General features: G+C 71.2%; 10 protein-coding genes. 6 read left to right on the plus strand and 4 right to left on the minus strand.

Annotated elements, in window-relative coordinates; genetic code table 11:
- Positions 1-177: 177 nt before the first annotated feature.
- Together JRI60_RS54570 and JRI60_RS23035 are read right to left on the minus strand one after the other, a co-directional pair.
- Positions 178-2,220 (minus strand): lysophospholipid acyltransferase family protein, encoded by a 2,043-nt coding sequence (locus JRI60_RS54570; RefSeq protein WP_204227987.1) that lies wholly within the window; start codon positions 2,218-2,220, stop codon positions 178-180.
- Between the two features lie 2 nt (positions 2,221-2,222).
- Entirely contained in the window at positions 2,223-3,185 is a 963-nt protein-coding gene (locus tag JRI60_RS23035) for an NAD-dependent epimerase/dehydratase family protein (protein ID WP_204227989.1), read from the minus strand.
- Between the two features lie 101 nt (positions 3,186-3,286).
- Here JRI60_RS23035 and mutL point away from each other — a divergent pair, with 101 nt between their 5' ends.
- Entirely contained in the window at positions 3,287-5,176 is a 1,890-nt protein-coding gene (gene mutL / locus JRI60_RS23040) for a DNA mismatch repair endonuclease MutL (RefSeq protein WP_204227991.1), read from the plus strand.
- Positions 5,177-5,188: 12 nt separating this feature from the next.
- Here the strand turns inward: mutL and pip are convergent, their stop codons facing one another.
- On the minus strand, positions 5,189-6,148 hold the full coding sequence (gene pip / locus JRI60_RS23045) for a prolyl aminopeptidase (RefSeq protein WP_204227993.1): 960 nt from the start codon (positions 6,146-6,148) through the stop codon (positions 5,189-5,191).
- Positions 6,149-6,248: 100 nt separating this feature from the next.
- Here pip and JRI60_RS23050 point away from each other — a divergent pair, with 100 nt between their 5' ends.
- The 3 genes from JRI60_RS23050 (at position 6,249) to JRI60_RS23060 (ending at position 8,251) form a co-directional block, all read left to right on the plus strand.
- Complete coding sequence (locus JRI60_RS23050; RefSeq protein ID WP_204227995.1) at positions 6,249-6,407, plus strand: hypothetical protein; 159 nt, start codon at positions 6,249-6,251, stop codon at positions 6,405-6,407.
- Between the two features lie 3 nt (positions 6,408-6,410).
- A complete protein-coding gene (locus tag JRI60_RS23055; RefSeq protein WP_204227997.1) occupies positions 6,411-7,100 on the plus strand; it encodes a hypothetical protein in 690 nt (229 codons plus the stop codon).
- 179 nt (positions 7,101-7,279) lie between these two features.
- Positions 7,280-8,251, plus strand: coding sequence for a tetratricopeptide repeat protein (locus JRI60_RS23060; protein WP_204227999.1), 972 nt, complete (start codon positions 7,280-7,282; stop codon positions 8,249-8,251).
- A gap of 106 nt (positions 8,252-8,357) precedes the next feature.
- Here JRI60_RS23060 and JRI60_RS23065 read toward each other — a convergent pair whose 3' ends face one another.
- Positions 8,358-10,184: a hypothetical protein gene (locus JRI60_RS23065; RefSeq protein ID WP_204228000.1), complete on the minus strand. Its 1,827-nt coding sequence runs from the start codon at positions 10,182-10,184 to the stop codon at positions 8,358-8,360.
- A gap of 170 nt (positions 10,185-10,354) precedes the next feature.
- On the opposite strand from JRI60_RS23065, the gene JRI60_RS23070 reads away from it, so the two are divergent.
- Positions 10,355-10,945: a hypothetical protein gene (locus tag JRI60_RS23070; protein ID WP_204228001.1), complete on the plus strand. Its 591-nt coding sequence runs from the start codon at positions 10,355-10,357 to the stop codon at positions 10,943-10,945.
- Between the two features lie 85 nt (positions 10,946-11,030).
- Entirely contained in the window at positions 11,031-12,743 is a 1,713-nt protein-coding gene (locus JRI60_RS23075) for a serine/threonine-protein kinase (RefSeq protein WP_204228002.1), read from the plus strand.
- The last annotated feature ends 25 nt before the right edge of the window (positions 12,744-12,768 follow it).

The following is a 12,768-nucleotide window of genomic DNA, read 5'->3' on the forward strand; positions in this document are numbered from 1 at the left end:
TCTTCGCGTGCTCCTCGAGAAGCCCGTGGCCACCAAAGGTCTCGGGGCTTCAATTGGGTGCGGACGGTCAGCCCATCTGTCCATTGGGCTGACTGGATGCGAGCGCTGGAAACCGCGGAACCAGGAAGGCGGTGAGGGTGGGGCCCGTTCACCGCCCAATTGACTGCATGGATGCGCTCAGCCCGCGAAGACGGAACGGCGCTCCTTGAGCAGGGCCTGCAGCATTCCCTGGATGGACTCGCGGGTGCGCTCGGTGAGCCGCTGCACCTGGGACATGTCGTCGGCGGCCTCCGGCGGCAACTCGCCCATGCCGATGGGCTCGCCGAAGCGGATGGTCCACCGGGCTGGCAGCGGCGGCGGCGTCAGCGGCAGGTAGGGAATCCCCAGGAAACTGGCCGGAATCTTCCCGAACAGCGGTGCCGTCTCCTCCGCCCCCACGATGGCCACAGGCACGATGGGTGCTCCCGTGCGCAGCGCCAGCTTCACGAAGCCGCCCCGGCCGAAGCGCTTGAGCTGGTAGCGCTGCGCGAATGGCTTGCCCAACCCCTGGATACCCTCGGGGAAGACGATGACCGGGCGCAATTCGTCCAGCAGCCTCAGTGCGTTCTCAGGGCAGGCCCGCACCGCTCCCAACCGGTTCATCAGCGTGCCCAGCATCGGCGCGTGGAAGACCTGGTCCTCCGCAAGCCAGCGCGCCTCCTGCAGGTCGGGCCGCTCCCTCGACAGCGACTGCTGCAGCATAGGCCCGTCAAAGGGCAGCGCCCCCGAGTGGTTGGCCACCAGCAGCACCGGCCCCGCCGGCACGTGGCTCGCCCCCTGCACCGACACCCTCCAGTAGCGCTCGTACAGGAAGTCCAGCACCGGCTGCAGCACGTTGCCGAGCGCCGCGTCCTTCCCGTACTCGTCGATGGCCGTTCCGCCCCCCATCCCCAACCCGATCCCCGTCAGCGCCGCTCCCAGCAGACCCTGTGCCGAGCTCACCGTCTTGCTGAACCGCTCGCTCGCCAGCGCCTGGAACGCCACGTCCTTGGCCAGCGACATCAGCCCCGAGAACCGGTCTCCGAACCGGCGCGGCTCGGCTCCCGGCGACTCGTCCGTGAAGAAGACCTCCGTGTGGCTTCTCGCGACCGCCAGGGCAGGGGCCAGCGCGGCCTCCACCTCCACCTCGATACGGGCCTCCACCTCGGCTTCGGCCTCGCTGCTCGGCGCGTACTCGTCCCGGCTCCCGTCGAGCACCTCCACCGCTACCACTCCCGCCACCGGCCTCGCCGCCGCGTCCTCGAATCCGGGCACGGTGACCGTCCCGGTGGGCAGCTCCTCGCCGATGGCCTCCTCCAACTCCCGGAGCGTCTCCGCGGCCGTCATTGCCTCCGCCACTCGCTCCAGCAACTCCTCGGCCACCTCCGATTCCTCGGACTCGGATGGCACGGCGGGGGCTTCGGGCTCGCGCGGAGCCGCCGGCTCCTCGACGGCGGGCCGTTCCCCTGCATGCGCCTTCGCCTGTGCTGGCTCGGGAGTCGGCGGCACCTGCGGCGCGACCGGAGTCGCCACTTCGGCCCCGGCGGCGCTGACCGCCTCGGGCTTTGTGCGCACCTCCACCCGGGACGGCGCGGCCTCGGGGACGGCGGTTTTCTCCTTGAACGGCGTGGCCTTCTTCGCGCGAGCGCCTGCCGGCGGCTTCGGCTCCCCATGTCCGGGCGTGGCGCTCGCCGAGGGCCTGGGCGTCGGCTTCGACTCCGCGGGCGCGGTCTCGGCCTTCTCGCGAGCGCCCGCCGTCGGCTTCGCTTCCCCATGTCCGGACGTAGTGCTCGCCATGGACCTGGGCGCCGGCTTCGACTCCACGGGCGCGGACTCGGCCTTCGCGCGAGCACCCGTCGCGGACGCGGCTACGGGTTTCGGCTCCGCCGCCTTGTTCGCCGTGCTCTTGGACGTCGCCGCCTTCTGCTCCACCGGCTTGTGCGTGACGCTCGCCGCGGGCTTGGGCGCCGACTTCGGCGCGGCCGGCTTGGGCGCGGCGGCCCTGGCCACGGGCTTCTCCTTCTGCGCGGGGGCCTTCTTCGCGGCCTTGGCCGGAGGCGCGGACTTCTTCGCGGCCGGCGGCGCCGCCTGGGCCTTCTTCGGCTCCGGCGCGGGCGCCGTGCCGCCCGTCCTCGGCTCCGAGGGCCGCTGTGCGGCGCCCCTCTGGAACGGGTCGTTCCCGAGCACTCCCTTGCTGGCCATGATCAACTCCTCCGCATCGCCGCCACGGCGTCCCGGGCGTGGAACATGGGAATGAAGCCGAGCTCTTCTTCCGCCCGCTCGCCGTCGGCGACCCAGCCGTAGTGCATGTAGTCGAGCAGCGCCGTGGGGAACCCCGGTCCCCCCAGCGAGGTCATCGTCTTCAGGGCCGCACGGTAGAAGGGTCCGGGGAGGGGAAGCGGTTGCGCGCCCGCCTGCCGGATGAGCGCCGACAGCGGCAGCACCCCTCGGCCCACGATGTTGAACTCGCCCTCCGCGTTGGCGCTCAGCGCCTGGTACAGCGCCCGCGCGGCGTCCTCCTCGTGCAGCGCCTGCCAGAGCGGATCGTACCCGAGCAGCGTGGGCACCACCCGGTGCGACAGCATCCGCGTCGCCGGGTTGTCCACGTGGGGGCCGAACATCGGCGCGAAGCGCAGGACGATCACCCGCGTCTCCGGGTGGCGCTCGCGGAAGGCGCTCACCTGCTTCTCCACCTCGACCTTGTCCGTGACGAAGCGGCTGCCGGGGCACCCCATGAGCGGCGTGTCCTCGCTCAGCAGGGCCGGGTGCTGGCCTCGCGCCCCGTAGAGCGCCGTCAGCGAGGGGACGATCAGCCGCGGCACCCGCGCCCGTCCCACCGCGCTCAGCACGCTCATGGTGCCGATGACCTCCAGCTCGTGCGCCAGCGAGCCGTCCCGCACCGGCCCGTACAGGAAGGCCAGATGGTAGAAGATGTCCACGGGCAGCTCGGCGAGCGCGTCGGACAGCTCGCTCTCCGCGTCGTGCCGCGTGAGGTCCACACGATGGAAGTCCACCTTGTCTCCGGCGGGCTTGGCCACGTCGAGGACCAGGATGCTCTCCACGTCGGGGTCGCGCTCCAGCAGCGGTAGCAGCAGCCGGCCCAGGTCACCGGCCGCGCCCGTCACCGCGACGCGCAGCCCCCCCTTGCTCGCCTGTGTCGCTTCCATAAAGGAGAGGGCGTGATAGCTCAGTTCCCCCACGGTTGTCAGCCGCGATGCGTCAGGATTCCTGGCCAACTCCGCGGGTCCTGCGCATGATGTGACCTCCCATGGCACGTATCGCTCTTCTCAGCGACACCCTCATCAACAAGATCGCCGCTGGCGAGGTGGTCGAGCGCCCCGCCTCCGTCGTGAAGGAACTGGTGGAGAATTCCATCGACGCTGGTTCCCGCACCGTGCGCGTGGCCCTCGAGCGAGGGGGGCTCGGGCGCATCACCATCTCGGACGACGGGCACGGCATGGGGCCGGAGGACGCGCGGATGTGCCTGGCGCGCCATGCCACCAGCAAGCTGCGCCAGCTGGACGATCTGTTCACCATCAGCACCAAGGGCTTCCGGGGCGAGGCGCTGCCGGCCATCGCGTCCGTGTCGCGCTTCACGCTGCACACCGCCGAGCCCGACGCCCAGGTGGGCACGCGGGTGGTGGTGGAGGGGGGCGGCGAGCCGCTCGTGGAGGAGGCGCCGCCGCGGGTGGGCACGGTCATCTCCGTGGAGGACCTCTTCTACAACACGCCGGCGCGGCGCAAGTTCATGCGCCGGGAGTCCACCGAGCTGCAGCACGCGGAGGAGGCCGTCATCCGGCTGGCGCTCGCGCACCCGGACGTGTCCTTCTTCGTGGAGCACGGGGGCCAGCAGCTCTTCACCAGCCCGGCGAGCCCGGGAGACCCGCGCGAGCGCATCGCCGCGGCGCTGGGACCGGGGGTGCACCCGCACCTGGTGCCCGTGGAGGAGCGGCGGCTGGGAGTGACCGTCACCGGACACATCGCCTCGCCCGAGTACACGCTGCCCAACGCTCGCGGCATCTACACCTTCGTCAACCGCCGCTACATCCGGGACCGGGGGCTCAACAGCGCCATCCAGCGCGCCTTCCAGGAGTTCCTCGCCGCCGGGCGCCAGCCGGTGGTGGTGCTGTTCATCGACATGGAGCCTCGGGCGGTGGACGTGAACGTGCACCCGCAGAAGCTGGAGGTGCGCTTCGCCGATGCCCGGGGCGTGGGCGACGCGGTGAACGCCGCCATCGTCCGCGCGCTCCGAGCCGCGCCCTGGCTGGGCAGCAAGGGCGACGGGCTCGCCCCCGAGCAGCCCCGGCAGGCCGCGCACTACGCCATGGCGGTGGAGCGCTTCCTCACCCGCGCGCAGGAGGCCACGTGGGGCGCGCCGCTGCCGCTGCCCGGCACCCAGGACGCCCCCGGACCCGGGTCCGCGGCGGAGTTCCCCTTCGCCCCCGGGCCCTCGTCGTCCGGGTCCGCCGGCTCCACCTTCGCGCCCGTCTCGCCGCTGCCACCGGGACGCACGCCCGCCTTCGGCCAGGCCCAGCCCCAGCTCAACGAGGCCCCGCCGCCGGGCTACTTCGGTGCGCTGCGGCCCATGGGCGTGCTGGGGGAGCGCTTCCACGTCTGCGAGGGGCCCGGTGGCACCCTGGTGGTGCTGGACGCGCACGCCGCCCTGGAGCGGGTGCGGTTGATGACCTTCCAGAAGGCCCTGGAGGACGAGAAGCCTCCCGTGCCCACGCTCTTCGGCGCCACGGTGGAGCTGCCCGTCCCGGTGGCCCGGGCGCTGGTGGAGGGGCGCGAGGCGCTCGCCCGGTTGGGGCTGGAGGTGGAGCCCTTCGGGGGCACCACGCTCGCCGTCAAGGCGCTGCCCCCCTCGCTGGTGGGCGCGGATGCCCGGGCGCTGCTGGAGGCCCTGGCCCGCGCGCTGCCTCCGCCCGGCGGGGCGCTCGACGCGACGTCCCTGGCCGAGGCCCTCCGGGTGCTCGCCTGTCACGCCGCGCGCCACGCCGAGGGCCAGCTCAGCGACGGCAAGCTCCGGGCGCTGCTCGGCGAGCTGGACGCGGCGGACTTCCACCCCTCGTGCATCCACGGCACCGTGGTGGTGCTCGAGGTGCCGCTGCTGGAGCTGGAGCGGCGCGCGCTGCGGCCCCCCGGCCCGAGGCCCTGACGGCCACTGGCCTCAGCGGCGGAAGCGGTCCGTGGCCTCCACGAGCGCGGCGGTGATGCCGGGCTCGTAGGCGGAGTGCCCCGCGTCCGGGATGATCTTCAGCTCCGCCTCGGGCCACGCCTTGTGCAGGGCCCAGGCGCTCTCCACGGGGCAGGGGATGTCATAGCGGCCCTGCACGATGACCCCGGGGATGTGGCGGATGCGCGGCACGTCGTCCAGCAGCTGCGTATCGCTCCGCAAGAAGGCGCCGTGGACGAAGTAGTGGGCCTCGATGCGCGCGAAGGCGAGCGAGTACGCGTCCTCGCCGTAGAGCGCGACGGTGGCCGGGTTGGGGAGGAGGTAGCTCGTGCGGGCCTCCCAGATGCTCCAGGCGCGCGCCGCTTCCTGCCGTACCCGCGCGTCCTCGCTCGTCAGCCGCCGGTGATAGGCCTTCAGCAGGTCGCCCCGCTCCTCGGGAGGGATGGGGGCCAGGTAGTCCTCCCAGGCGTCCGGGAAGAGGGCGTGCGCGCCGTGCTGGTAGAACCAGTGAATCTCCTGCTTGCGCAGCAGGAAGATGCCGCGCAGCACCAGCTCCGTGACGCGCTCCGGGTGCTTCTGCGCATAGGCGAGCGCGAGCGTGCTGCCCCACGAGCCGCCGAAGACCTGCCACCGCTCGATGCCCAGGTGGCGGCGCAGCGTCTCCATGTCCTCCACCAGGTGCCAGGTGGTGTTCTCCTCCACGCTGGCGTGCGGCGTGCTCTTGCCGCAGCCGCGCTGGTCGAACAGGACGATGCGGTAGGCCGCCGGGTCGAAGAAGCGCCGCTGCTTGGGGTCCGAGCCGCCGCCAGGGCCCCCGTGGACGAAGACGACCGGCTTGCCCTTCGGGTTTCCGGACTCCTCGAAGTACACCTCGTGCAGCGCGGAGACGCGCAGCCGGCCGGTGTTGTAGGGCTCGAGGGGAGGGTAGAGGGTGCGCGGGGTGGCCTGGGACATGGGCGCCGTTCTAGCAGGGCCCGCCCGAAAATTTGACCCTCCAACCGCCGCTGCTACGGTGCGCGACCTGCCTGTAGCACCCTGACGCGAGGAAGAACGCATGCGCGGCGTGATCACCCTGCGGGACGTGGTGGCCAACCTGGGCGTGGTCCGCCGGGAGTTCGGGGCCTTGTGCGTGGTGCGGTGCCTGCTGGCCACGCTGTCGCGCCGCCGCACCACGTTCCTCGAAGTCGCGCTGCGCCTGAAGAAGGACTCCTGACCGATGCGCCGTTTCGCCCTGCTCACCGCCCTGCTCGCCACCGCGAGCGCCTCAGCCCAGGAGGAGCCCATGCAGCTCGACGGGGTGGGCCGCATCTCCGTCCAGGCCGGTTGGCGGTTGACCTCCAACGACACCTTCTACGACAGCTTCTACGCGCTGCCCGACTACCGGGGGCTCGAGAATCCCGCCCGCTCCTCGCCGGGTGGACCCTTCCTGGCGGGCTCCTTCGCGTACGCGGCCTCGGAGTTCATCGAGCTGGGGATCGATCTCTTCGCCACCGGCGAGCAGCTGCGGCTGACGGGGGCTCCCACGCTCACCAACGTCACCTATGGCGCGCTGGTGGGCGTGCGCTTCCAGACGCTGCTGGACTTCCTGACGCCCGAGGGCGTGGTGCCCTTCATCGGCATCCAGAGCGGTCCCACGCTCGCCTACTCGCTGGCCGAGGGGGTGGGACGCAGGGAAGTCCTCACCCAGGCCTGGGTAGGCTCCGTGGGGGCCACCTTCCGCTTCTCCTCGCACTGGGGACTCACCGCCGAGTACCGCCTGGCCTTCGCCCGCGGCCAGAGCGCTTTCAACACCCAGGCGGCCTTCAAGGACCTGGCGTCCTACAACGCGGGCGGCAACTGGTTCGCGCTGGGGGTGACGTACCTGTTCTCCCCCGAGCCGGATCGACCTTTCTCCTCGCCTCCCTAGAAGGGTGGCGCTTGTCTGGCCCCCTGCCTTCGAGGGATGCACCGGAAATTCCTCGGGGTGAGGGGCCTGTTCCTGGGGCCGACACACGACGGGTGTGAAAAATCAAAGACCCGCCCGAGGGAGCCCCTACGATGCGCGAAGAGGCCGAGATCATTTCCGGGCCCAACAGGAAGATGTCCATGGCTGCTGCTGAGACGAAGCCGGAGCAAAGCAACAAGGAACTGAGTGAGATCCGCAAGGAGGTCATCGAGGCCCGCAACCTCGTGATCAAGACGGACAGCCTGCTCAAGAACCTTCACGCCGAAGTGAAGGCCATTGGCAAGCGCCACGAGGATCTCCAGAAGCGGCAGTGGATCTCCTCGGGCGTGGCGTACGCGATCTTCGCGGCGCTGTGCGTGGCGGGCGCGGTGATGGTGAGCTCGGCGAAGACGTCGACGGCGGGTGCCGAGCGCGAGCGGCTGGAGAAGACGGTGGCCGAGCTGACGTCGCAGCTGGACAAGCAGCGCACGGAAGCGGCGGCGATCCAGACGTCCCAGCGCGCGGCGGCCGAGGTGTACCGGCTGATGACGAACCTGCCGGGCGACGAGCGGCTCAAGGGCGTGGACGAGCTGGTGAAGCTGGACACCTCGAAGCTGACGCAGCTGGAGCGCCATGCGCTCAACGACAAGGCGACGCAGCTGCGGCGTGAGATTGGCGACGCGGCGTTCGAGCGGGGCAAGACGGCCTTCCGCCGCAACGACATGAAGGCGACCATCGAGGAGATGTCGCGCTTCGTGGCGATGAACCCGCCGGCCGAGCAGCTCATGGAGACGTCGTTCTTCCTGGGCGTGGCCTACAACATGGAGAAGAAGCACGACCAGGCGGTGCCGCTGCTGACCCGCTTCATCGAGAGCGACAGGAAGGCGAAGAACCGCGACTACGCGATGCTGCTGCTGGCGCAGTCCCTCCAGGAGACGAACCAGCTGGAGAAGGCGATGCAGATGGCCAATGACGGCGTGGTGCAGCACCCGGCCAGCGAGTTCATCCCGCAGTTCCGTGGCCGTATCGCGACGGTGCGGCGGGCGATGTCGGGTGGCACGGCGGCGGCCCCCGCGGCGCAGCCCGCGGCTCCGGCGGCCCAGCCGGCGCCCGCGCCCGCTCCGGCGCAGTAACCCCTCCTCCCTCTCCCTCTGGGAGAGGGTCGGGGTGAGGGTCGTCCCCTCCAAGGGCCCGGGTTCACACCCGGGCCCTTTTTTCATGTGGCTCCAGCCCCGGACGTCAGTGACCCGGCGGCGGCCACACGGCCGCGTCCCCCAGGTCCGCGTCCCAGACGGCCCCCCGGTTGCCAGGAATCTCGCGGCCCTCCGGGTCCGTCACGAAGTTGCCCACGTCGCCAAACGCCCGCTCGGTATTCACCCGTCCCCCGCGCTGACGCAGGGGCTCGAGCCGGGTGCCCCGCCGCACCGCCACCACCTCGTGCGGCCCGGGTCTCAGGTCCACCAGCGCTCCCTTTCGCCTGGGATCCAGCAGCTGCTGCTCGTTGCCAATCGGATCGGCCACCGTCTTGGCCTTGAGCGTCCACACCAGCAGGCTGGTGGGCTCGCGTCCGGCGAAGGCGTGCTCGAGCAGGTCCTTGATGCCGAAGAACTGCTTGCCGATGTCGTTCTGGTTCACCGGCCCCGCCATCAGGCAGATGCCCCCGAGCAGATCACACCCCTCGGGAATCTCCGTCGAGCCGGCCACCTCGGCCACCAGCGCGCTGCGCGCCGCCCCCGCGCCGAAGGCGCGCACCGCGTGGGCGAAGGACAGCCCCGCCCGCTCGACCTCGCGGCGAGACAGCCCTCCGACATAGATGCGTTGTCCCGCCATCGCGAAGGCCTTGCGCCCCCGTGCGCTGTTGCGCGAGAGCGCGCGCCCGAGCGCCAGGTCCGCCCACAGCGGCAGCCGGGCGATGATCTTGTCGGTGACCTGCTCCAGCTCCTCGCGCACCATGCGCAACCGCTCCTTGCCGTGGGGCGTGAGCACGTCGATGCGCTCGAGAAGCACCAGCTCCTTGGCGCGCTCCCGGGACAGGCCGGTGAACTGGGCGAAGGCATTGTAGGCCGCGCGGCCCGCCTGCACCGTCAGCTCCTCCGGGACGTCCATGGGCTGGCGCGCCTGGTAGGCAGTGGGGGCGCTCGGCTCGGCGTTGACGCCGGGTTGGATGCGCTCGCTGCGCAGGGCGAGCAGGGCCGCGCCCAGACGGCGCGCCGTGGTGCGTGTCATGGGCACGCGCTCCTGCTCGGGCACGTAGCCCACCTGCGCCACCAGCGAGATGCGCCAGCCCGCCGCCCGCTCCACCGCGGTGAGACCCACCAGGGCCTCCAGCTCGCGCAGGGCCGCCGCGTCCGCCGGCAGATCGAAGGGCTCCAGGAAGACCTGGGCACGCCGGGTGCCCGCCGAGGCGATCACCGTCGCGCGCTCCATCGCATCCGCGAGCACGCCGAGGTGCAGCTCCTTGAGGTAGCCGATGGTGGGGATGTCGTCCGCGTGGCGGAAGCGCTTGGCCCAGGCGCGCAGCGGCACGGTGACGAGGCTGGTCAGGGGCCTGTGCCCGACGAAGGTGAGCAGGAAGGTGAAGGGCGTGCGGTACGGGCGCGCGAGGACGACATGGGTGTAGGCGGCCCCGTCGAGCACGGGCGCCTCCCCGCGGCCAATGCGCTTGAGCAGGGAGGCCGCCCGTTCTGAGTCCGCGGGGCCGAGCAGCACCTCGCGCTGGCCGCGGTAGTTGGTGGACTGCCGTGCGGAGAGCACTCCGAGTGAAGACTCCTCGAAGAGCTCGCGCTCGGTGAGGGCAGGACCCGGGACGAAGCGTGCCGGCCGCGGCAGCGAGAGCAGCGAGAGCAGCGTGCCGGCCTCCTCGCGCGAGAGGGAGACGCGCGTGCGGTAGCCGATGGGGGAGGGCGACTCGAGCGACTCGGGCAGGTGATAGCGGTTGCGCTTCTCGCCAGGGGCGGCGAAGCGCGCGTCGCGGCGGACGCGGGACTCGGACGGGGGGGTGGGAATCGTCACCAGCTCGAGCGGCTTGCTCGCGGACGGCTCTCCGACGTGGGCGGGCTTCCTCATGGCCCGCGAGAGTGCCAGGAGCGGGCGCCGGCTGTCGCGTCCCGTCGCGGGCGCGCCGCGTCATGCTGTTCTCGAGAGAAAGTTCCGGGAGGATCAGGGGGGCCGGGGTCCAGGGACACGTTCCGCTCGCGAAATCGCAACGGGCGGCCGGTGTGACACAATGAGGGCTCATGTCCCTCCAGCCAGCCATCCGCGGCTTCGTCTGCAGGATGATCCTCGAAGGGGCCCGGGCGTTGCCGGCCGACAAACAGCGCCGGGTGTTGCCACGGGTGCCCGAGCAGACGCTCGCGCTCATCGAATCCACCCCGCGGATGGGGTGGGTGCCCATGGAAGAGAGCATGAAGCTCACCGAGGCCCTCCACGCGGTGTTGGGCACTCCGGGCTTCCGTCAGTTCCTCTCCGAGCAGTCGGAGCGCATGGCGGCCTACCCGCTGCTGCAGACCTTCTTCGACGGCGCGGTGCGGCTCTTCGGCCTGACACCCCAGGCGCTGCTCAAGTGGTCCACCTACGCGTGGGAGCAGGCATTCCGAGACAGTGGGCGGCTGGTGTACCAGCCCCTCCGGGAGTCGACCGAGGGAGGCCGGGTGGAGATGAGGCTGGAGGACGTGCCGCCCCTGTTGCTGCTCGAGGGGACCTTCGCGCAGGCGCTCGCGGGTGCCTTCGAGATGTTCCTGCGCCGCTGCAACCGCAAGGGGAGGGTGGAGTTGCACGAGCCCGGCCCGCGCGCCACCCGCTTCGTGTACGACGTCTCCTGGGAGTAGCGTCACCCATCAGGAGGGATGGCGCTGGGAGGTCGTGTCGCGGACTCGCCTTGCCGTCCCAGCTCTCGGAGAATGGGAGGCGCGTATGCCCCAACCCCCTCGTTCAGACACCCTGGCTCCGGTTGGCACCCAGTTGCTCGCCGAGCACCTCCGGGCGGACGCCGCCGCCCGGGAAGCCTCCGTGACCTGGTTCAACAGTGGGGTGGCCTTCTTCTTCCTGCTGTGCGCGGTGGGCCTGGGCCCGCAGCTGGGGTGGCCCCGGGCCTTCGCCATCATCGGCAGCTGCGCGGTCTACGGTGTATATTTCGGGGGGGTGTCCCTGGTGGTGCGGCGCGGGTGGTTCCACCCCGCCATCCGGTGGTTCAACGTCTGCCTGGAGACCGGTGCCGGCGTGTGGCTCTTCGCCTACGACATCGTCTTCGCGGATGCCGAGCAGGCGCTGTCCAATCCCGCGGCCGTGCTCTGGAGCACGCTCATCGTGCTCGCGGCGCTGCGCTCCAAGCGGTTGGCGCTCTTCGCGGGGTGCCTCGTGGCGGTGGAGATGCTGCTGCTCTACTTCCTGGTGGCCCTGCCCCGGCTGCCCCCGCCCGTGCCGGTGATGTTCTCCCCGCCCCTCATGGTGCAGCGCGCCGTCTACTACTTCATCACCGGCGGCATGGCGGCGCTGGTGGCCGGCCACCTCACGCGCAAGGCCGAGGAGGCCCTGCACGCCATCCGGGCCAAGGATCTGCTGGGCAAGTACTTCCTCCACGAGCGGCTGGGGGTGGGGGGAATGGCCGAGGTGTTCCGCGCCACCTACAGCCCGGAGGGTGGCTTCGAGAAGGTCGTGGCCGTCAAACGCATCCTCCCGGCCTACGCCGAGGACGAGGACTTCGTGACGCTGTTCCGCCGGGAGGCGGAGCTGGGCTCGCTGCTCAACCACCCCAACATCATCCAGGTGTTGGACGTGGGCCGCTTCGCGGACACCTACTTCATGGCCATGGAGCACATCGAGGGCATGTCCCTGCGCGAGCTGCTCAAGCTCCACGGCCCCCTGCCGCCGTCGGTGGTGGCGTACATCGGGGCCGAGCTGGGCGAGGCACTCGACTACGTGCATCGGCGCACCTCGAGCAACGGCGTGCTGCTGCGGCTCGTCCACCGGGACGTCAATCCGCCCAACATCCTCCTGTCACGCATTGGCGAGGTGAAGCTGGGGGATTTCGGGGTGGCGCGGGCGGCCACCCATGTCAGCATCACCCAGACCAACCGGGTGCGCGGCAAGCTGGGCTACCTGGCGCCGGAGCAGGCCCGGGGCGAGGCCTTCGACGGGCGCGCGGATCTCTTCGCGCTGGGTGTCACGCTGCACGAGGCCCTCACGGGACAGCGCCTCTTCAGGGGGGAGGACGTCTCCGAGCGGCTGAAACCCACCGCGCCCGCGTCGCTCCGGCCGCCCTCGGCCTTCCGTCCGGACGTGCCTCCGGAACTGGACGCCGCCATCATGGACCTGCTCCAGTGGCGGAGCGAGGAGCGCACCCAGAGAGGGCAGCGGTTGCGCGAGCAGCTATGCGGGCTGACGGGAGCGCACGCGCCCTATCCCCAGGGACAGCAAGCCCTGGCCCGGCTGATCCAGGAGGCGCTGGGGCGCAAGGCGGGCCAGGAGGCCCCGAGCAACGAGGAGCCCGACCTCGTGGCCCCCACGCACCCCCCATGCGAGGAGGCGAAGAACGAGGAGGAGCCCACGGTCGCCCTGGGAGTGGGGGACAAGGGCGCGGTGGAGCCGCAAGGAAAGCTCGCCGGGCAGGGAGGCCGCGAGGAGTGAGGGCGGGCGAGGGCGGGGCCGATTC

Origin of the sequence: Archangium violaceum, assembly GCF_016887565.1 — a bacterium.
GTDB lineage: Bacteria > Myxococcota > Myxococcia > Myxococcales > Myxococcaceae > Archangium > Archangium violaceum_B.